Origin of the sequence: Shimia haliotis, from assembly GCF_900114415.1 — a bacterium.
GTDB classification, from domain to species: domain Bacteria; phylum Pseudomonadota; class Alphaproteobacteria; order Rhodobacterales; family Rhodobacteraceae; genus Shimia; species Shimia haliotis.
In genome coordinates, this window is sequence record NZ_FOSZ01000004.1 from 1 (window position 1) to 20,527 (window position 20,527).

22 protein-coding genes, 1 tRNA gene and 1 riboswitch are annotated in these 20,527 nt (G+C 57.0%); of the genes, 13 read left to right on the plus strand and 10 right to left on the minus strand.

Features of this window, described 5'->3' with window-relative positions; all coding sequences use genetic code 11:
* A partial coding sequence (locus BM069_RS19925) for a hypothetical protein (protein ID WP_212611537.1) occupies positions 1-180 on the plus strand: 180 nt, incomplete at its 5' end.
* A 134-nt stretch (positions 181-314) separates the two neighbouring features.
* On the opposite strand, the gene msrQ is transcribed toward BM069_RS19925, so the two are convergent.
* The 7 genes from msrQ to clpB all read right to left on the minus strand — a co-directional run bounded on the left by msrQ (position 315) and on the right by clpB (position 9,499).
* Complete coding sequence (gene msrQ, locus BM069_RS10640; RefSeq protein WP_093323600.1) at positions 315-920, minus strand: protein-methionine-sulfoxide reductase heme-binding subunit MsrQ; 606 nt, start codon at positions 918-920, stop codon at positions 315-317.
* 4 nt (positions 921-924) lie between these two features.
* A complete protein-coding gene (locus BM069_RS20040) occupies positions 925-1,155 on the minus strand; it encodes a GDCCVxC domain-containing (seleno)protein (RefSeq protein ID WP_093323602.1) in 231 nt (76 codons plus the stop codon).
* A 2-nt stretch (positions 1,156-1,157) separates the two neighbouring features.
* The gene (gene msrP / locus BM069_RS10650) at positions 1,158-2,060 is read right to left on the minus strand and encodes a protein-methionine-sulfoxide reductase catalytic subunit MsrP (RefSeq protein ID WP_093323603.1); all 903 of its coding nucleotides are present in this window, start codon (positions 2,058-2,060) and stop codon (positions 1,158-1,160) included.
* A gap of 227 nt (positions 2,061-2,287) precedes the next feature.
* A complete protein-coding gene (locus BM069_RS10655) occupies positions 2,288-3,769 on the minus strand; it encodes an FMN-binding glutamate synthase family protein (RefSeq protein WP_093324120.1) in 1,482 nt (493 codons plus the stop codon).
* Between the two features lie 124 nt (positions 3,770-3,893).
* Positions 3,894-5,594 carry an amidohydrolase gene (locus tag BM069_RS10660; protein WP_170846732.1) on the minus strand — a complete coding sequence of 567 codons (1,701 nt, stop codon included), beginning with the start codon at positions 5,592-5,594 and terminating at the stop codon, positions 3,894-3,896.
* A gap of 555 nt (positions 5,595-6,149) precedes the next feature.
* A complete protein-coding gene (locus BM069_RS19930) occupies positions 6,150-6,425 on the minus strand; it encodes a ricin-type beta-trefoil lectin domain protein (protein WP_212611538.1) in 276 nt (91 codons plus the stop codon).
* Between the two features lie 458 nt (positions 6,426-6,883).
* Entirely contained in the window at positions 6,884-9,499 is a 2,616-nt protein-coding gene (clpB, locus tag BM069_RS10675) for an ATP-dependent chaperone ClpB (RefSeq protein ID WP_093323609.1), read from the minus strand.
* A gap of 266 nt (positions 9,500-9,765) precedes the next feature.
* Between clpB and BM069_RS10680 the strand changes: the two genes are divergently transcribed.
* From BM069_RS10680 to BM069_RS10710, 6 genes are all read left to right on the plus strand, one after another.
* Complete coding sequence (locus BM069_RS10680) at positions 9,766-10,026, plus strand: hypothetical protein (protein ID WP_093323611.1); 261 nt, start codon at positions 9,766-9,768, stop codon at positions 10,024-10,026.
* A gap of 54 nt (positions 10,027-10,080) precedes the next feature.
* On the plus strand, positions 10,081-10,782 hold the full coding sequence (locus tag BM069_RS10685) for a methyltransferase (RefSeq protein ID WP_093323612.1): 702 nt from the start codon (positions 10,081-10,083) through the stop codon (positions 10,780-10,782).
* A gap of 71 nt (positions 10,783-10,853) precedes the next feature.
* Positions 10,854-11,564 (plus strand): orotidine-5'-phosphate decarboxylase, encoded by a 711-nt coding sequence (pyrF, locus tag BM069_RS10690; protein ID WP_093323614.1) that lies wholly within the window; start codon positions 10,854-10,856, stop codon positions 11,562-11,564.
* 90 nt (positions 11,565-11,654) lie between these two features.
* Positions 11,655-12,908 (plus strand): DNA polymerase IV, encoded by a 1,254-nt coding sequence (locus tag BM069_RS10695; protein ID WP_093323616.1) that lies wholly within the window; start codon positions 11,655-11,657, stop codon positions 12,906-12,908.
* A gap of 82 nt (positions 12,909-12,990) precedes the next feature.
* Positions 12,991-13,185 (plus strand): hypothetical protein, encoded by a 195-nt coding sequence (locus BM069_RS10700; protein ID WP_093323617.1) that lies wholly within the window; start codon positions 12,991-12,993, stop codon positions 13,183-13,185.
* A gap of 388 nt (positions 13,186-13,573) precedes the next feature.
* A complete protein-coding gene (locus BM069_RS10710) occupies positions 13,574-13,768 on the plus strand; it encodes a hypothetical protein (protein ID WP_139216185.1) in 195 nt (64 codons plus the stop codon).
* A gap of 3 nt (positions 13,769-13,771) precedes the next feature.
* Here BM069_RS10710 and BM069_RS10715 read toward each other — a convergent pair whose 3' ends face one another.
* Positions 13,772-14,635 carry an N-formylglutamate amidohydrolase gene (locus BM069_RS10715; protein ID WP_093323623.1) on the minus strand — a complete coding sequence of 288 codons (864 nt, stop codon included), beginning with the start codon at positions 14,633-14,635 and terminating at the stop codon, positions 13,772-13,774.
* 146 nt (positions 14,636-14,781) lie between these two features.
* Between BM069_RS10715 and BM069_RS10720 the strand changes: the two genes are divergently transcribed.
* The 6 genes from BM069_RS10720 to BM069_RS10745 all read left to right on the plus strand — a co-directional run bounded on the left by BM069_RS10720 (position 14,782) and on the right by BM069_RS10745 (position 18,767).
* A tRNA-Val gene (locus BM069_RS10720) sits at positions 14,782-14,856 on the plus strand.
* A gap of 79 nt (positions 14,857-14,935) precedes the next feature.
* Positions 14,936-15,061, plus strand: coding sequence for a type B 50S ribosomal protein L36 (gene ykgO, locus BM069_RS10725; protein ID WP_054004448.1), 126 nt, complete (start codon positions 14,936-14,938; stop codon positions 15,059-15,061).
* Positions 15,062-15,358: 297 nt separating this feature from the next.
* A riboswitch (cobalamin riboswitch) is annotated at positions 15,359-15,563 on the plus strand.
* A gap of 103 nt (positions 15,564-15,666) precedes the next feature.
* Positions 15,667-16,020, plus strand: coding sequence for a DUF1636 family protein (locus tag BM069_RS10730; protein ID WP_093323625.1), 354 nt, complete (start codon positions 15,667-15,669; stop codon positions 16,018-16,020).
* Positions 16,017-16,799: an ABC transporter ATP-binding protein gene (locus BM069_RS10735; protein ID WP_093323626.1), complete on the plus strand. Its 783-nt coding sequence runs from the start codon at positions 16,017-16,019 to the stop codon at positions 16,797-16,799. The genes BM069_RS10730 and BM069_RS10735 overlap by 4 nt, the downstream gene beginning before the upstream one ends.
* A gap of 26 nt (positions 16,800-16,825) precedes the next feature.
* Entirely contained in the window at positions 16,826-17,758 is a 933-nt protein-coding gene (locus BM069_RS10740) for an ABC transporter substrate-binding protein (RefSeq protein ID WP_244503600.1), read from the plus strand.
* A gap of 1 nt (position 17,759) precedes the next feature.
* Entirely contained in the window at positions 17,760-18,767 is a 1,008-nt protein-coding gene (locus BM069_RS10745; protein ID WP_093323628.1) for a FecCD family ABC transporter permease, read from the plus strand.
* Here BM069_RS10745 and BM069_RS10750 read toward each other — a convergent pair.
* Entirely contained in the window at positions 18,764-19,057 is a 294-nt protein-coding gene (locus BM069_RS10750; RefSeq protein WP_093323630.1) for a hypothetical protein, read from the minus strand. The genes BM069_RS10745 and BM069_RS10750 overlap by 4 nt on opposite strands.
* Before the next feature lie 139 nt (positions 19,058-19,196).
* Complete coding sequence (locus BM069_RS10755; protein WP_093323632.1) at positions 19,197-20,417, minus strand: phenylacetate--CoA ligase family protein; 1,221 nt, start codon at positions 20,415-20,417, stop codon at positions 19,197-19,199.
* Positions 20,418-20,527: the final 110 nt, after the last annotated feature.

Genomic DNA, 20,527 nt, shown 5'->3' on the forward strand with positions numbered 1-20,527 from the left:
CCGCAAGCGCTTTTTCCAACTTTTTCCCACTTTTTTCGAAAAACACAAAAAATCAAACAATATCAAAGAACTACATCAGCACAATTCCCCCAAATACAAAACCAAACACTAGAAATTCCCGTTAACTTTTGGCGCAAACATCGAAAGGGGGCGTTTTCCACAGAGATACCCACATGCTGAGGCGATTCAGGACCGGAATCAGGGAGAATCCGGCGGATCCAGGGAATGATTACGGAAGAGGCACGAACAAAAAGGGGGGGCCTTGGCCACTGTCGGTATTGCGTCGGTATTTTGTCGGTATCGCGTCGGTACAATTAACCGACGCGCGACCCTGCCCGTCTGCGCGGAACGAACCGCCACGCCACCAATCCGAACACGACTACGACATAGAGGAGTGGCTCGTACTGGAAACCTCGGGATTGCATCAGATAGTGGATCACGCCGAGCAAGGCCGCCGGATACGTCAGTTTGTGCAGCTTGCGCCATCGCGGGCCCAGTTTGCGGACGGATCGATTGTTGGAGGTCGCGGCCAGAGGCAGGAGCATCAAGAGCCCCGCCATACCAACGGTCACATAGGGGCGCTTTAGAATGTCGGCCCAGATCTGCGCGAGGATTTGCACATCCAGCACCAGCCAGACCACGAAGTGCAGCAAGATGTAGAAGAATGCGACAACCCCGATCACCCGTCGTAGTGGCAGGAGCGAAACCCCGGTCAAAGACCGAAGCGGGGTGATGATCAGGCCAAGCACAATCAGTTGCAGACCGACCTTGCCCAGCGCGTGTTCCATCGCCTTGACCGGATCAATGCCGAGGCCTCCTGTTAGACCATTATATAGGAGCCACGCGGGATAGAGAGCCGCCACCATATAGAGCGCCCATTTCGGGATGCGGCGGATGACAGAATTGAAGTGTTCTTTCATAACGTCAGTGAGCCTGATCTTCGGGCCTGCCGCACTCCCTGCCGCGCTGTACGGGTGGGCAAGGCGCCGTTCCATAGGAACAGAAGACGCAACAGTCTCCTGCGAGGGGTTTCAGGAGTGCCTCACAGTTCGGACACTCCATAAAGTACTGACAGGCATTCTCGGGCATATTATGCGCCGACTCGTGACCACAGTCAGGGCAGGTCACATTTGATATGAGAACCACCTGCTCCATGGTCAGAAGTTCTTGGCGAGGTCCATGCCTTCGTACAGGCCCGCGACCTCGTCTTCATATCCGTTGAACATCAGGGTCGGGATGCGCTTGGTAAAAAGACCACCACCGATGGGCCGCTCGGAGGCCTGTGACCAGCGCGGGTGGCTGACCTCGGGGTTCACATTGGAATAAAACCCATACTCGGACGCGATCGCCTTGTTCCAGCTGGTGGGCGGTTCTTTGTCGGTCAACGTGATGCGCACGATGGATTTGATGGACTTGAAGCCATACTTCCACGGCACCACCAAACGCAGCGGCGCGCCGTTCTGTTTCGGGATGTCTTTGCCATAGATACCTGTGGCCATGATGGTCAGCGGGTGGTTGGCCTCATCCAGACGCAGGCCTTCGACATAGGGCCAATCAAGGAAGGGGCGTTGCTGCCCGATCATTTCCTCGGGGCGATATAGAGTTTCAAAGGCCACGTATTTGGCAGAGGACTGCACGCCGGCAAGATCAAGAAGGTCTTTGAGCTCAAATCCGTTCCACGGCACAACCATCGACCAAGCCTCAACACAGCGGAAGCGGTAGATGCGTTCTTCGATGGTCATTTTGGATATGATGTCGTCGAAGGCATAGTCGCCGGGGTTGTCGACCATACCGTCAATTGTGACCGTCCATGGCTTGGTGGTCAGGCGGTGGGCGTGTTTGGCGGGATCGCCCTTGTCTGTGCCGAACTCATAGAAGTTGTTGTACTGAGTGATGACGTCATATTCCGACGGCGTCAGATCTGCAGCGGCTTGGGCTTTGGGGGCGATGGCGGCAAGGCCAAGACCCGCCATGCCGGCCATGATCTGACGGCGGTTGAGGTATGCGCCGCGCGGGGTCACGTCGTCATGGGTAAGTGTGTTTGTCCAGCGGTATGCCATCGGTGTCTCCCTTGTCCTTGGATCAGACATATATCGAGAGGGTTTGATCGCGCCAGACACAGGGGGTCACGATGGTGTGGGTGGATTGTAACAGAGAGACCTAGGCGTAAAGGGCTGCGCCCGACCCAATGTGGGCGCTTTCCCAACCGGACGTCTTGGCAAGCGCCTTGCCAAGGTCGAAAACCTTGATTTGACTTGAGCCGCGGACTTGTCCGAGCCAGACGTGTTTACTTTGCGCTTGGCCTCGGGAAAACCTCGTTCATTGGCACCGAACGCCCGTTGGGTTGAACCAGCCGCACGTGGCGGCGGCGCAGTTTGCGCGGTTCGGATACGCCCACCGAATGGGCGATGGTTTCGACCTCTTTGACCAATGCTTTGGCATAGCGGGCAACGCGGGTGTATTTTCGCTCCACCACCAGACCTTTCTGAAAGCGCGGATCGTGAGTGGTGATGCCTGTGGGACAGGTGTTCTTGTTGCATTTGAGCGCCTGAATGCAGCCCAGGGCGAACATGAAGCCACGCGCGGAGGTCACAAAGTCCGCCCCTGCCGCCAGCGCCCAAGCGATGTCACCGGGGTTCACCAGTTTGCCCGATGCCACAAGACGAATGCGGTTGTTGAGACCAAATTCTTCCCGAAGATCCGCAACCAAGGGCAGCGCCTCACGCACAGGCATGCCGACAAGATCAATCAATGGCATGGGCGCGGCGCCAGTACCGCCCTCGCCGCCGTCGATGGTGATAAAATCCGGCGCATCATCTGGGCGCTTCGCAATGACGTCGAAGAACTCGCGGATTGATTCTTCTGAACCCACCACCGTTTTGATGCCGACGGGCTTACCGGTGACGTCACGAATGTGTGCGATCAAATCGAGCAGATGGTCGTAGGTGTCGATCTCGCGGTGACGGTTGGGGGAAATGCCGTCCTGCCCCACCTTGAGGCCGCGAATGGCAGCGATTTCTTCTGTGACCTTCTCGCCCGGAAGAATGCCGCCTTTGCCCGGTTTCGCGCCTTGGGCCATTTTGATTTCGAACATGCGCACAGTGTCATGCGCGGCGACGTCGCGGAGTTTGTCGTCCGACAGATTGCCGGCCTCGTCGCGCACCCCGAATTTCGCAGTCCCGATTTGATAGACGAGGTCGCAGCCCCCTTCGAGGTGGAAGGGCGAGAGGCCGCCTTCGCCGGTATTGAGCCAAACGCCGGCCTCTTTCGCCCCGCGCGACAGGGATTGTACTGCGGGTTTGGAGATTGCGCCGTAGCTCATGCCCGAGATGTTGAAGATTGACGGTGCAAGAAATGGGGTGCGGGCTGTGCTCCCGATCAGGAGCGGTTCGGTGCTGGCGTACTGGTCATCGAGCGGCGGGAACGGGTCGTTCACGAAAATCGGTGTTCCGGGCACGGCAAGATTTCGGGTGGAGCCAAAGGCCACGGTGTTGCCTTTGCCCTCGCCTGCGCGGCCAACCCATTCGCGTTGCGCGCGGTTGAACGGGAGTTCTTCGCGGTCCATGGCGAAGAAATACTGTCGGAAGAATTCCCCGAGTTCGGAAAACAGGTGACGGAAGCGGCCGATGACGGGGTAGTTTCGTCGAATGGCATCGCCGGTCTGACTGCGGTCAATGATAAACAGAACGACGGCGACGGCGATCAGCAAGCCAAAGACCAGCACGAACAAAAGCCCAAGGAAGTTCACAATATCAAAGGCTGTTTCCATTGTGGTTTCCATAACTTGGCTCCTTTGGTGGCTGCGATCCCAGAGTGCGGCGCAATGCCGGGTCGTGCAATGCAAAAAGGCCCGTCGGTGATAACGGGCCTTTCACGTTTTCTATAGCGATACGTTAGAGAGAGCCTTTGCGTTCGAATACCACTTTACCGTCCACGATGGTCTTGGTGACTTCGGTGTCATAAATATCCATCGGATCGATCTCGAACAGATTGCTTTCAAGCACGATCATGTCTGCTTTCTTGCCGACTTCCAGTGACCCGACCCAAGCATCATTGCCCTCGGCCACGGCGGCATTGATGGTGTAGAGCTTCAGCATATCCTCAAGCGCCACCAGCTTACCGGGCCAAGTCTCCTGGTCTTCCCAAAAGTAGCCGCCTTCGAAATAGGGCACCACTTCGCCCGTCACGGCCACTTTGATCGAGGACAGCGGGTTATACTGTCCCACCGGTGCATCCGAGCCACCGGCCGCACGAATGCCGGCGTCAATGACCTCGGCGAGAGGCATGAAGCTTTCATAGACCTCTTTGGTCACAGCCGGCTTATTGAGATACACCATCGAGTCGTTGTTCTGGCGCCAGAGCATGGTCATGTTGACAGTGGCGTCTGCAGCTTTGATCCGCGCATAATCCTCGGGTTTGATCGAGTAGTTGTGGATCAAGAAGGGCAGGTTGTTAACCTCAGCGCCCCGCACATCGCGGCTATGTTCCAGCATATCCAGCGCCTGGCCAACCGCACGCTCGCCGATTGTGTGCATATGCATCTGGTAACCCATCGCCTCCAGCGCCGGGAACCACTCCTTCAACTTGGCTTCTTCGTAAAACAGCTCGCCGTTGTGGTTGTGGCCAATGTAGTTCTCCTCGGTTGCCGCTGTCTGGGCTTCGAACACGCCGTCCATCCAAAGTTTGATCTGGTCCACCTGAATCCATTCATCTCCCGTGGAATACCAGTCCCGATACTCGGACAAATCACCGCTGTAGCCTGGGTCTAAATACATGGCGAAGTTAAAGCGTACTGTGGCATCGCCGGACGCGATGACTTCATTTACGTGATCAAGTTTGTCTTGCGTACCCCAAGCATCCACCACGGTGGTGATCCCTTTAGAATTCACCGCTTGCATAAAGGCACGGTAAGCCTTGCCGTAGTCCCCGGCATCATAGGTCGGGAGCACGTCATCAAACAGGAACATAGCGTATTCGCGGAAAGTGCCTTGAATCTCACCGTCCTCGGTATGAAGAATCCAGCCGTTTTCCGGATCAGGCGTGTCTTTAGTGATACCTGCCAGCTCCAGCGCTTTGGAGTTGACCCAAGCGTTGTGGCCATCTTCGGCCACACCATAGAAAGGGCGATCCGGCAGAATGCTGTCGATGAACTCGAGCGACGGTGACGCATTCTCGAACGCGCCCAGTGCCCAGCCAACACCGATCAGCCACTCGCCCTCCGGCAACTCCGCATCACAGGCTTTGATAACCGCCGCCACATCTTCAGGCGTGCCTTTGCCTGCAAGGTCACACTTCAGCGCAAGCGCTTCGCCTACCCAATCAGAATGGATATGCACATCGTGAAAGCCAGGCATCAGCATTTGCCCGTTCAGGTCAACAACCTTGGCCTCTGGCGCGGCGGCGCGTGCGTCGGCTTCGGCGCCGACAAAGGTGATGATGTCACCGTCAACAACAACTGCCTCGGCCGTCGGCGCGGCATCATTCGCTGTCCAGATGGAACCGTTAAAATAGAGGGTTTGTTCGGCCAGTGCCGCAGAGGAAGAAAGGGCCAGCACAGAGGCGGCGGTGAAGAGCTTGGCTTTGCTCAAAGACATATTTGGTCTCCGTTTCTTTGCGAGGGGCCGAGTATTTGACATGAGAATAGCGCAGGCGCTCAGGAACGGTGCCTCAAGGGCACAGTCAGACGCAGTTCTCAAAAGATCAAAAAACTCGGAGAGCGTTGAACTTCACTGAAAGCGAAGATTTCCAGCGCTCTGAAAAGAAGATATGGGCTCGCTTGTGCCGCAACAATCAACAAAAACGCATAGCGGAAAGACCTCAGGTTATTGAGACTGCGCCAAATACCGCGCAAGCTAACATTCAAGCGCGGCACTCAGCGCAACCGAGCCTGGTCCACTAAAATACTCATCACTATGACCTTGACGCACAGGGAAAGTTTCGGAAGGAGACGCGCGACGAGATCGTGCTTCACCTGAACAAACTGCCTGGGTTTACCAACAGGAAATGGGGCAGTCCGAGAACTGCCCCGAAGAGAAGATCAGTTGAGTTCCATCACGATGCGACCATCAATTTTGCCGCCGATCATCCGTTCAAAGATCGAGTTCACGTTGTCGAGCGGCTCGGAGGTGTAACGCGCAACGGCAATAGCGTTAATCCAGTCCGGTTCGCGTGGCCCACGTTTGCATCGCAGCGCTCTCAGGGGCGCAGGTTTCCAATGATAGCGCCTTGATCTGGTTTTGCTTGCTCCGCCCAAATCGGGTTGCGTCGCCCAACGTGAGACACAAGTTCGGGTCAGCGGCTGGAGAAATAGCCCCGGAATCGGAAAATACAAAGGTTTGCTCCGTGGACGCATTGCATTCGGCCAGCTCCATCGCAGCACCCTGCTCTATTGCAGAGGCTTCGGCACAGACATCGAACTTGGGCATATCGAGAGCGCCCGCTTCAAACCTTTCCGTCTCAAAAATCTGGTCAACCAGAAGCTCGCCCAGCGGGCTATAGCAGGTATGACCCTGAAGCCCATTTTCAGGGTTAGCAGACGCACCCTTGCCGCCTGAGATATCGATTATCCGCTCTGGATGTTGTCGAGCATGTCTACGAGGTAAATTTCCACTTCCTCTGCAGAAGCTGAAACTACGGGCAGAACGCATGCCATGACCGCGGCAGGGAAAAAATGCCTGTTCATAAAAGAACCTTTCCGTTGGAATTTGGGCTACAACTCAAACACCGAACCCGCACAACCTCAATGCTCCAAGCAAGAGCTCAGTAAGATTGGTTAGTAAAACGTTTCCCATTGTGGTTTCCGTCGTGCAAACCTCGAAATCTTTTTGTCCTACAAAAAAGGGCGGAGTCGCCTCCGCCCTCGCTTCTTACTTCGTCGAATTTATCAATGTACGACAGCATCATCCGGTTTTGGATTGTCGCTGCTGCCGACCCGATCGCCGATCAAGAGCCCTTCCGCGCCCGTTGTGACCGGAACGGTGTCGCCATCCTTGATGTCACCGGCAAGCAAGGCCTCGGCCAGCGGGTTTTGCAAGGCGCGCTGGATGACACGCTTCAGCGGGCGGGCACCAAAGACCGGATCGTAGCCTTCGTCCGCCAGCCATTTCTGTGCCCCCTCGTCCAGCTCCAGACCGATCTTGCGTCCCGCGAGGCGCTTCTTGAGGCGCCCCAACTGAATTTCGACGATGCCGTCCATATCGGCCCGAGCGAGGCGGTCAAAGATGATGGTTTCGTCCAGACGGTTCAGGAACTCGGGACGGAAATGAGCGCGTACGGCGTCCATAACATCGCGACGGGCATCGCTTGCGTCCGCGCCCTCGGGCAGTTGGCTGAGCGCCTGCGCGCCGAGGTTCGACGTCAGAATGATCAACGTTTGCTTGAAGTCCACGGTGCGGCCCTGACCGTCAGTCAGCACGCCATCATCAAGCACTTGCAAGAGCACGTTGAACACATCCGGATGTGCCTTTTCGACCTCGTCAAACAGCACCACCTGATAGGGACGGCGACGCACGGCCTCGGTCAAGACCCCGCCTTCGTCATAGCCCACATAACCGGGAGGCGCGCCAATCAGACGGGCAACCGCGTGTTTCTCCATGAACTCGGACATGTCGATGCGAACCATGGCGTTGTCATCGTCAAACAGGAACTCGGCGACGGCTTTCGTCAACTCGGTTTTACCTACACCTGTTGGCCCCAAGAAGAGGAACGACCCCAGAGGGCGGTTCTCGTCATTGAGCCCAGCGCGCGCACGGCGCACCGCGTTGCTGAGAGCGGTCACGGCGGAATGCTGACCAATCACGCGACGGTGCAGGTCGTCTTCCATGCGCAGGAGTTTCTCGCGCTCGCCTTCGAGCATTTTGGACGTCGGAATACCGGTCCAACGCTCGACCACTTGCGCGATCTGTTCTGGGCGCACCGCTTCTTCAATCGTCATCTCGCCTTCGGCATTCTCGGCCTCTTCAAGCTTTTTCTCCAGATCCGGGATCACGCCGTAAGAGAGTTCGCCCGCGCGGGCGAGGTTGCCTTCACGTTTGGCGATGTCGAGATCAGCGCGCGCCTGATCAAGCGCTTCCTTGATGTCGCGTGCAGAAGCCAGCTTGTCCCGACCGGCCTGCCATTTGGCCGTCATCTCGGCGGATTTGTCCTGAAGGTCGGCCAGATCCTTTTGCAGAGTTTCCAGACGGTCCTTTGAGGCCGCATCATCCTCAAGCTTCAACGCCTCTTCCTCGATCTGCAATTGCAGGATCTGGCGGTCAAGCGCGTCAAGCTCTTCGGGTTTGCTGTCCACCTCCATACGCAAACGCGAGGCTGCCTCATCCACAAGGTCGATGGCCTTATCCGGCAGGAATCGGTCGGTGATATAGCGGTGACTGAGCGTGGAAGCCGCGACCAGTGCGCTGTCAGAGATTCTCACGCCATGGTGCAGCTCGTATTTCTCTTTGATACCGCGCAGGATGGAGATCGTGTCCTCCACCGTCGGTTCCTCAACCACGACAGGCTGGAACCGGCGTGCAAGGGCCGCGTCTTTCTCAACGTATTTGCGGTATTCATCGAGCGTGGTCGCGCCGATACAGTGCAGCTCCCCGCGGGCAAGCGCCGGCTTGATCAGGTTGGCAGCGTCCATCGCGCCTTCGGATTTACCGGCACCAACCAGCGTGTGCATCTCGTCGATGAAAAGGATGATTTCGCCTGCCGCCTCGGTGACTTCGGTCAGAACGGCCTTGAGGCGCTCTTCGAACTCACCACGGTATTTCGCACCCGCAATCAGCGCGCCCATGTCGAGTGCCAGAAGCTTTTTGTTGCGCAGGGATTCTGGCACATCGCCATTCACGATGCGCAACGCCATGCCTTCGGCAATCGCGGTTTTACCGACGCCCGGCTCACCGATCAGAACAGGGTTGTTCTTGGTGCGGCGGCTGAGCACCTGCATCGCACGGCGGATTTCGTCGTCACGACCAATGATCGGATCGATTTTACCCTCGGCGGCGCGTTCGGTGAGATCCTGTGCGTACTTCTTGAGTGCGTCATATCCGTCCTCGGCAGAGGCACTGTCGGCGGTGCGGCCCTTGCGGATGTCGTTGATCGCGGAGTTCAACGTCTGGGCAGACACATCGCCTGCAATTAGCGCGTCTTTGGCTTTGGACTTCACCATCACCAGCGCCATCAAAATACGTTCAACAGGCACAAAGCTATCGCCAGCTTTCTTGGCAATCGCTTCGGCCTCGCCCAGCACTTTGCCTGTGGTGCCATCAAGATATGGCTGACCAGTGTCGCCGGACACTTTGGGCAGTTTGTCGATGGCGGCATCCACAGCTTCGCGGACACGCGTCGCGTTCCCGCCGGCGCGGTTGATCAGATTGGCGGCGAGCCCCTGCTCGTCATCCATCAGTGCTTTAAGAAGGTGTTCAGGGGTCAGCCGCTGGTGGCTTTCCCGCATTGCGATTGTCTGCGCCGCCTGAACGAAACCGCGCGACCGCTCCGTGAACTTGCTCAAGTCCATGGTGTTCTCCTTTTTCCAAGCGCCCCGTTGTAGGGAACGCCCGCTCTGCGGCACGTCCCGAATTTGGGCCTCACAAGAGATGTGGGGCACTTGTTGTTGGGTTTCAAGAAGTTGCCTAGATGTTTGCGCCCACAATAAGGCGGCGCCTGCGGAACAAGCGTCTTTGGGGGGAATGAATGGCGTAAAGAAACCTTAACTCATGTCCATTTTCGCCCCATTTCAAAGGCAAGTTAACCAGTGACGCAGTATAAAAAGGGGGCCACACTATGCATGTGACCGATATTCAGATCACCAATCCGACCTATCGCCAGACCCTTGGAGAGCTGACAGCCGTTGTGTCGCTTAGCAGCGATGCGCGTGATGTGCAGCTTTTGTGCAATGTTCCGGCGCGGGCCGAGCGCCGTGAAGGCGAAGGACGTCTGGCCTTGATCCACGAAGCCCTGCGCCAGATCAGCCGCATGCCGGAGATTCGCACTGGCCGCGAAGAACTGTCGTTCGCTCCGGGATTGGTTCCCGCGCAAGCCTGAGCCTTGCGAGGTTAGGGACTGGACAGTTGCAGCCAGCGGGTTGAGACTGTCCGTATGAGCAAACTGACAGATATCCGCGCACGCAGCACTTGGCGCGACATCCTTGAAGGCCAGCCGCAGCATATGGGGCTGGCTTTGTTGTTGGCGGCAGGCGCTTTTGCGTGGTTGTCCTCAGATGATACAGCGCCACGCGTTCTGTTCCTGACCGCGACCGAATGGGCAAAGCTGTCTATTCTTCTTGCCATTTTTCATCAGGTGGTCGTCGCGGTTGTTTTTCGCCTGCAACTGCACCGCGGACTTTTGACGCGCATGTTTGGCGCACGCGATCTGGAAATCTGGACCAAAATTTTTCTGCCATTTCTAGTGGCACGGCCAATCACGATCATTTTGACAGGGTGGGCAGATGACACGTCCCTGAACGAACCGAGAGGGTTGGAATGGGTGATTGGGCTCGCGCTTGTTGCTTTGGCCGGATGGGTGATGCACTCGGTGTCCAAACACTTCACCATTCGCCGCGCGGTGGGTGGAGACCATTTTCGCGACGAGATTGCCGAATTGCCAATGGTGCGCGAAGGGGCGTTTCGGTTCACCAGCAATGCCATGTATGGGCTGGCATTTTTCGGGATGTGGGGCATTGCCCTGCTGTTTGACAGCTGGAATGCACTGGTGGTCGCGTTTTTCCAACATTGCTACATCTGGGTGCATTGGTATTGCACTGAACAGCCGGACATGGAGTGGCTCTACGGAGATCGCTGAGGGTTGCAGGGGGGGCTGCGTGGCAGTATTGAACCGACACTTTGCCCCACAGCCCGTATCGGAGTTTCCCCATGACCGCAGATGACCGCCTGATCGTTGCCCTTGATGTGCCCAACGCGCTTGATGGGCTAAAACTGGCCGAAACCCTTGGCGATTCCGTTTCGTTTTACAAAATCGGTTTGGGCATGCTGACCGGCGGCGGCCTGGCGTTGGCAAATGAACTCAAGGATGAGCATGGCAAAAAAATCTTCCTTGATATGAAGCTTTTTGACATTGGCGCAACGGTCGAGGCAGCGGTGCGCGGGTTGGCCCAGTTTGATCTGGATTTCCTGACGGTTCATGGCGATCCCCATGTGGTGCGGGCCGCCAAAGAAGGTGCCGCGGGCAGCAATCTGAAAATTCTGGGCGTGACAATTCTGACCTCTTTGGATCGTAGCGATCTGGACGGGTGTTTGATCAAGGACGGTGACGTCAAGGATCTGGTGATTGAGCGCGCAGGCAATGCGTTTGAAGCAGGAGCAGACGGTGTCATCGCGTCGCCGCAGGAAGCGGCGTTGATCCGTGCGTTGCCTGAAAGCGAGGGACGGCTGATTGTGACGCCAGGTGTGCGCCCTGCGGGTGCGGAACTGGGTGATCAGAAGCGCGTCGCGACGCCGGCAAATGCCGTGGCCGACGGGGTGGACCATATTGTCGTCGGGCGCCCTGTCTGGCGGGCGCAAGACCCGCGAGCAGCGGCACAGGCAATTGTCGCGGAGATGTCTTCGGTTCAGGCGAACCGGTAATTTCGCCCACGCATACCCTGCCCCATGAAACGGCGTGGCTGCTTCTGTTTGGGATGCTATACTGACCAGAGAGCTGCCGACGGAACGCCCATGCCTGCCCTCTGCCGAGATTGCCTTACGACTTTGCAAGCCGGACCCCGCTGTGGGGTCTGTGGCAGCATGCGTGTGACCAGCCATTCCGAACTGTTCAGCCTGTCTATCGCCCACATGGACTGCGACGCGTTTTATGCCAGTGTCGAGAAGCGCGACAATCCGGCCTTGATCGACAAACCGGTGATTATTGGCGGAGGCAAACGGGGCGTGGTGTCCACGGCCTGTTATGTGGCGCGCATCCGTGGCGTTCGCTCTGCGATGCCGATGTTTCAGGCGTTGAAGCTCTGCCCCGATGCCGTGGTGATCAAGCCGCGCATGTCGGTCTATGTCGAGGTCAGTCGTGAAATTCGCAAGATGATGGACGAGATGACGCCGGTGATAGAGCCGTTGTCGCTCGATGAAGCTTTCATGGACCTGACAGGCACTGAGAAGCTTCACGGCGTCCCGCCCGCGGTGATGCTTGCGCGGTTGGTGAAGAGAATGAAAGACGAGTTGGGTATCACCGGCTCGATTGGCCTGTCCCACAACAAGTTTCTCGCCAAGGTGGCCAGCGATCTGGACAAGCCGCGCGGGTTTTCTGTGATTGGAGAGGCGGAGACTTCGGAGTTTCTGCGAGACAAGCCCGTGCGTCTGATCTGGGGGATTGGGCCTGTGGCACAGGAGAGTCTGGAACGTGCGGGTATACGGACCTTTACCGATTTGCTGCGATGGGAGCAGGACGACCTGATCGCGCGGTTTGGCAATATGGGATATCGGCTGTGGCATCTGGCGCGCGGGATGGACCGGCGAAGAGTGTCGGCACATGCTCCGATGAAAAGCATCAGCAACGAGACCACCTTTTACGAGGATACTGCGAGCGCGGAAGTGCTGGATGGCCATATTTGGCGCTTGGCAGAGAAAGTGGCAGATCGCGCAAAGGCAAAAGATTTGGCCGGACGCGTTGTGACGCTCAAGCTCAAGCGCGCCAATCATAGCACCATCAGTCGACGGGTGAGCCTGCGCGATGCAACGCAGATGGCGGACACATTGTACCGCACGGCGCGCGGATTGTTTGACCAAGTTGGCGACGAGGGACCATATCGGCTGATTGGTGTTGGTCTGGCGGATTTGGTATCTGCGGATCAGGCTGATTTGTCTGGCGACTTGTTGGACCCAAAAGCCGGACAGCGGGCCAAAGCGGAACGCGCAACAGATGAGATTCGCAAACGTTTTGGGTCTGACGCCATTCTCAAAGGGCGGGCGATGCGGTGAGACTTGCGCGACCATACCTTTAGCGGCAAACTCAACCTATACTCATAGCGTTTGTGTCACAGTAACATCTTAGGAGAAACCCTTGCGGAGCGATGCACGCCGATTGCTGTCTGAACTGAAGGCAACGCTCGACAACCTGGAAATCACCGATCCAAACTCTGTTCCGCCGCTGGAAGAGTTGGGAGTGAATGTCGATTTGCTGCCGATCATTGCGCAAAAAGGCGCGTTGCGACGAGAATTTGCAGATCTTCTAAGACGCGATAATCACCCGTTTTGAAGGATTTAGTCGCTGACGCACTTTTTGACGCCGTCGAAAACTAAGGCTGGAATCTGAGGCTCTAAAGTCACAGCACTCTGGCAAAATTACTTTCATGAAAGGTGGCGGAATAACATTTGCGGTCGCCGGCTTCGTGGGATTCGTCGCCACAACGCTTGCCGCGCCGATTGCGGTTCCGATGATTGCCATCGGGGCGGGTTCATTAGGGGCTGGCCTTCATTTGGGAGGGCAAATGGACAAACGCGCGAGCGAAGCAAACTCGCTTGCGAATTATTATGATGAACTTCGCAAGTTGATCACTTAACATTGTAATACGGGACCGAGTGACTAGGTTTAAACGGTGGAAAGCTTGATTGAAAACCTTATACAGACAGACGGGAGCTCCGGTGTGGCTATGCTGCACGGACTGAACTTGATCGGCGCGGTTGTCGGCGTGACAATTGGGGTCATTGTAAAGGCTGACCTTGCCAAACTCACGCGGCACATGTCTGCGAAGTCGCTGTTTTCCACACTGCCTTTGGCGATGATCAGCGCTCAACGCCGCCATTTGGCTGGATCAGAAAAAGTCGAATCTTCCGAATAAGGGCTACTCGGCCGCCAGCGGCTCTGCTTGCGGGCGCCCGATGTTGACGAGTTGCGCAACCACGGCAGTAAGGCGAGATTGGATTGCGTCAAATCCCGCGTGCGGTCTGATCGTTGTTTCATCCATATAGAGAGACCGGTCTATTTCCACCTGAATGGCGTGTTGCCCGCGGGCCGGACGGCCATAGGTCTGTGTCACATACGCACCGGCAAAGGGTGTATTACGCGCAACAACAAAGCCCTCTTTTTCAAAGACAGCCGCAACTGCATCCATGATTTCCGGGTGTGACGCCGCGCCAAAACGGTCGCCCAGCACGATCTCTGGACGCCTGGCACCAGGCCGCAATCCAGTTTCAACGGCCTCTCGCGGCATCGAATGACAGTCGACCAGAATCGCTTTGCCAAAAGTCGCACGCGACTCGTTCAACAGCCCTTGCAAGGCGGCGTGATATGGTCGCCAGTATGTATCGATGCGGTGGTGGGCCTGAGCGCGGGTCATTTTGCCGTAGTAAATCGGACGGCCGTTGGCGACGACGCGCGGAATCACGCCAAGCCCCGACGCCACGCGTGGATTGTGCCCGACCTTGCGCACCCCTTCGATCAGAGCGGGGTCCAATTCATCCTTGGAGCGGTTCAAATCCAGAAAAGCCCGCGGGGCATGAGCCACCAAAAGTGGGGCGCCTTGTTGCGGAACACTTTTAAACAGCTGATCTACAAAGGCATCTTCGGAAGACCGGATGCTTTGACTATCAAGCAAGGAGGCCTCAACGAACCAATCGGGATATTGGCTCCCGCTGTGAGGGGACGCAAACACCACCGCAGAATCACGCGTCTTGGGCGAATGAATTGTGAACGGTGGCCGAGTCATTGTGTCTCCTGTTACAAAAAATATAGGCCGAAAAATATATAGGCCGAAAGCCCTTGATCCCCCCGCCGACTCCTTTTATAGACCCGCTACCGGCGCGGGCTTTCCGCGCCCCCTTTTGTTCGGGGGCATGGAAATTGTGTCGGGTGGGGCGATTAGCTCAGCGGTAGAGCACTTCGTTGACATCGAAGGGGTCACTGGTTCGATCCCAGTATCGCCCACCATGAATTCACCGCTTTGACCTAGGTCGAAGCATCCGTAACCCAGAGGCGCACGCCGCGCCGCGACATGAGGAGAAGGACTATGAAAGTCAAGAACTCGCTTCGTTCGCTTAAGAACCGGCACCGCGACTGCCGCATTGTGCGCCGCAAGGGCCGTGTTTACGTGATCAACAAGACCCAGCGTCGCTTTAAAGCACGCCAGGGCTGATGTTGTGGGCCTGAGGGCCCACCATTGATCACTGCGCTGAAAGACCGCCCCTTTGGGCGGTTTTTTTGTGCCTGCGCCGCGGGCAAGGCATCACACCCGAAAGACTCGCGATTGCGATCAGGGTTGAACGGGCCAAGTCGCTTCTCCGTGAGGTGTTCGGGCAATCTAGGACCACGACGCCCAAATGGACCAAGCACGAAACCAAGAGAGTCCGAAACCCACAGGCCGAGTTTAGAAAGCCGTTGGGAAAAAAATTGCACAGATCACATTCTCATTGACTTGCCTCCTGGGGTGACGCACTTGTGCGAGCACGATGGTTCCCAAGCGCCGAGCGTAACGGGATGAAAAGGGAATACGGTGCCGCGATTTCGCGAATTCCGTGACTGCCCCCGCAACTGTAGGCGGTGAGCGACGCTGAAATACCACTGGTCCAATAGGGCTGGGAAGGTCAGCATAGCTGAGATCCGCAAGTCAGGAGACCTGCCTTCGTTTTGTTTTGACCAACCCAGGACGGGGCGTCTTGGAAGGAGGCTAGATGGCACACGACTTGTGTACCGACACACTGAATACATTCGATCTAGGCTTGCTCGCAAGCGCGGGGCACCATGTCCAGCGCGCCTGATCACTTCGTCCTTATCTGCAGCACCTGCGAAGGGCCTGAAGGTGCGGCGCGGTTGCGATCGGACCTTTTGCCAGAGCTGCCCGATTGTTTTGGCATTCGCGCGGTGGATTGCCTTGCCGGATGCGAGCAGCCAATTGCCGTCGGGTTTCAAGCGCAGGGCAAGGCGTCTTATGTGTTCGGCCCGATTGAAGGACGCGCCGACAGCGAAGCCTTGGTAAAATTTGCCCATCAGTTTTCAGCCAGCCAAAGTGGCTGGACCTCCGCTACAGACAGGCCATCGGCCCTCTTTCACAAGACTCTCGCCCGCCTGCCCGCATTGCCGGATCAACAGCCATGACCTCTGTTTTGTCAGTGCAAAATGTCGGGGTGCGCGCCAGCAATGGCAGCCCAATGGTGCAGGACGTGTCTTTCGATCTCCCGAAAGGCGCAACGCTGGCAATTGCCGGCCCGAATGGTGCCGGCAAAACCACTTTGCTCACGGTGTTGGCTGGCCTTCAGGAGTTTGCGCAGGGTGACGTTCTTTTTGACGGAAAGAGCTTGCGCGACATGTCCATGCAACAGCGCGCGCGTAAGATCGCTGTTGTCAGTCAACAATCAGCGCCAGATGCTCGTTTGACGCTGCGAGATTATGTTGCCATGGGCCAAATGCCGGTTTGGGCGGACGCCTCGGCAAAAGAGCATTCGGTGGCGCTCCAGAGTATTTTACAGCTGACGGCCCTGTCCGAACTTGCCGACCGCCCGCTTGGGCAGTTGTCGGGTGGAGAGCGTCAGAGAGCGCATATCGCCCGCGCTTTGGCACAGAAACCTGAAGTTCTGTTTCTGGACGAGCCGACAAACCACCTTGATCCGGATGCCAAAGGCCGCATGCTTTCACTGGTTGCCAGCTTGGGTGTCTCGGTGATCATGGTGGTTCATGATCTTGTTATGATTCCGGAATTTGCCAGCCATGTGGCCTTGATGAAGAACACACGGCTAACCGGTTTTGGCACCGTTAAAGACGTGCTGACACCCGAGACTGTGCGCACAACTTTTGGCGTCGACTATCTGCTGCTGTCCCACGAAGGGCGCGAGATACCTGCGCTTGATATCCGAAAAACTGAAGTCCCTCATACATGAAAGGCAAACCCACAATGAAACACCTGATGACTGTATCGCTTATGCTCGGTCTTGCCAGCGCGGCAACGGCCGAAGTCACTGTCGACAACTGCGGTACGACGCTCAGCTTTGAAGCAACGCCAGAACGAATTGTCGTGCACGACATGAACATGACCGAAATGGCGTTCGCGTTGGGTCTGCAAGACAAAATCGTCGGCCTGACCGGCATCACGGGTTGGTACAAAACCAGCCCGACATTTGATGCCGAGCGCGGTGACATTCCTGAGCTGGCGCCCAAATATCCCTCCATCGAAAATCTGGTTGCCGCATCGCCCGACCTGTTCTTCGCAGGCTGGTATTATGGCATGAAGCCCGGCGGCGACGTGACACCGGATACGTTGGCTCCATTCGGGATCAAAACGATGATCCTGACAGAAAGCTGCGTGCATCTGGACAAAAACCGCCCCACAGCAAGCATGGACCTTTTGTTTGATGATGTGCTGCGGCTTGGACAGGTGATGGATGTTGAAGCAAAGGCCGCGGGTCTGGTGGCTGACTGGCAAACCCAACTCGCCGACATCAAGGCCAGAACCACAGATCAAGCCCGCCCGCGTGTTTTCCTGTTGGATGGTCCGGCAGATGCCCCATTTACTGCGGGCAAATTTGCCATTCCTGACGCGATGATCGCAGCGGCTGGCGGTATGAACGTCACTCACGAGATGGACACCAGCTGGGGCCGAAGCGCGTGGGAAACCATCGCTGCCGCCAATCCCGAGTTTCTTGTGCTGCTGGACTATCAAACCGGAAACGGCGCGGCGGATACCTTCCAATTTCTGAAAGATCATCCGGTCATGGCCCACACCGACGCGGTTAAAAACGAGCGTTGGATCGGCCTTCGGTACGAGGAACTGACCCCCGGTCCGGCAAATATCGAAGCCATCGAAAAAATGGCGCGCGCTATGCACCCTGATCTCTTCTGAGATGAACGGTTTTGGCCTCAGGATCGTGGTGGGCGTGGTTGGATTAATCTCCCTCATCTTGCTGTCGGTGCTTCACGGCACCACCAGCATACCCGTGTCCGAGGCCATCTCAGCGATCCTGTCGGGAATTGGAATAGGCTCTACCGAGCCAACACCAATGGGAAGGATCATATTTGATCTACGCCTTCCGCGTGCTCTTTTCTCCGCAATTATCGGCGCGGGTCTCGGGGTTGTGGGCGTGGTGTTACAAACCACCACACGCAACGATCTGGCCGATCCTTTTTTGTTCGGACTGTCATCCGGAGCCGCGGCGGGCGCGGTTTTGGTGATCACTGTCACAGGTGATGTTTTGGGCATTTGGACTTTGCCTCTGGCCGCGTTCTGCGGGGGCATTGTGGCCTCAGGCATTGTGCTGGCACTTGTGCATAGACTGCGCACAAGCGCTCCGGAAAAGCTGGTTCTGGCCGGTCTGGCTGTGTCTTTCCTTTTTGCAGCAATCACAAACTATCTGATTTTCTCCGGCGACAGCCGCGCGGCGCATTCAGTGATTTTCTGGATGTTAGGCGGTCTTGGCCTTGCCCGCTGGGAAACCCTGCCACTGGTCCTGATCGGGCTTGCGATCATCCTTGCCTATGCTTTTCACAAGCGCCGCTGGCTGGATGCCCTGCTTGCGGGCGATGTGACCGCCCAAAGTCTTGGTGTGCCGGTGCAACGGTTGAGAATGACCATGTTTTTGGTGGCTGCTCTGGCGACGGCCACCTTTGTTTCTGTGGCAGGTGTAATTGGATTTGTCGGGCTGATGGTGCCGCATTTGGCACGAGGGGTGGCCGGCCCATTGCATTGGCGACTGGTGCCGACCGCTGCGTTGATCGGGGCCACCTTGCTTACGGCGTCCGACATCCTTTCACGGCGACTTCTTGCACCACAAGAGCTGCCTGTAGGCATAGTCACGACCTCATTGGGAGCTTTGTTCGTGTTTGTCCTACTTCTCGGGAAACGCGCGCATTAACGGCCGTAGACCTGACCGCCGACCTGTTTACTGATGGCGCGCTCAATCGAGACAAATCCACTTTCGGTGATGAAACCCGGTTTGACCTCAAAATCTGTTGGTACGCGCACATTGCCAAATCCTGCCCGCGTCGCGGTGCGGCGGTTGGCATTGTAGCGAAAGCAGCGGTTTGACGTTTCGGTCCAGCAAGTGCGCCCGTCGATCAGTGGGATAAGCCGTTCCTGTTGCGCCTCGATCGTTGCGGGCATCGCCAACAGAGCAATTAGAAAAATCAGAGGCCTGCGGAACATGCGGTAACTCCTTGAGTTGGAACACGTGCACACTAACGCAGCCGACCCCTCCCCGTCCAAACACAAAAAGACCCGCCCAAGGCTGGGCGGGTCAAGTCGCGGCCTAGTCATGCACCATGCCGCGCAACGGAGAGGTAACTCAGTCGTATTTGCGTTGGTCTTCAATCACGATGCCGTCCTTGGGCAAGCTTCCCGGAGCGACAATCTCAACGATGCCTTTAAGTTTCAGCGCATCTGCCACGGACGCGCCATAGGCGTCGGCGGTGTCGGCTGTGGACTCGATCTGCACGGTCATCACATCCATTTCGCCTGAGCGAGTGGCAATCACGCGGGCCTTGGTGACTTCGTCATGTTTGGCCACCAGCGCAGCAACCTGCTCGGGGCGGACAAACATGCCTTTGATCTTGGCGGTCTGATCGGCACGGCCCATCCAACCTTTGATGCGCATGTTGGTCCGCCCGCAAGGGCTTTGCCCGGGAAGGACGGCGGAGAGGTCGCCGGTGGCAAAACGGATGAGCGGATAATCGGGATTTAGTGTGGTCACAACCACTTCGCCCACCTCGCCCGGAGCCACGGGTGTGCCGGTGCCGGGGGTGACGATTTCCACGATCACGCCTTCGTCGATGATCATGCCTTCCATGGCATCTGATTCATAAGCGATGGAGCCAAGATCTGCAGTGCCATAGCCCTGCAGACACTTGATGCCGCGATCAGCGTATTCCTGACGCAGGGAAGGGAACAGAGCGCCGCCGCCAACGGTGGCTTTGGTAATGGCCAACTTCTCGCCCATCTCTTCGGCCTTATCGAGGATGATCTTGAGATAATCCGGCGTACCTGCGTAAGCGGTGGTGCCAATGTCAGCAGCAGCTCGGACCTGCATTTCAGTCTGGCCAACACCGGCTGGCAGCACTTTGGCGCCAACAGCGCGCGCGCCGCTTTCAAACATCATGCCCGCGGGGGTCAGGTGGTAGGAAAAGCAGTTCTGCACAATGTCGTCGGCGCCAATGCCAACAGCGTTCAGCACGCGGCCAAAGCGGAACCAGTCAGATGTGTGTCCACCAGGTTCATAGATCGGGCCGGGGGACTGGAAAACATGCACAAGGTTGGGGTTGCTGAGATCAGCAAAGCCACCCAATGGGCCATTGGCCTTTTGCGCAGCCCCCAGTTCGGATTTGCGCAACACCGGCAAAGCAGCAAGCGCATCCATTGAGTTTATCGACGCTGGGTCAACATCAGCAAGGGCAGCCCCATACCCCGACAGGGTCTTGGCGCGGGTGATCTGGCGCGGCAGGGCGTCTGCCAGATCGGCGGCGCGCTGATCGGCGCTGCGGGTTTCCAACTCGTCAAAAAAGCGGCTCATAATGCCATCCTTTGTGTGTCACAGACCGGTTTCACGCGGCAAATGGAGGACGTACCGCGCCTGTGAACACCGCGCGGAACAAAGAAATTCAATTGCCCAGAGAGGGCGAG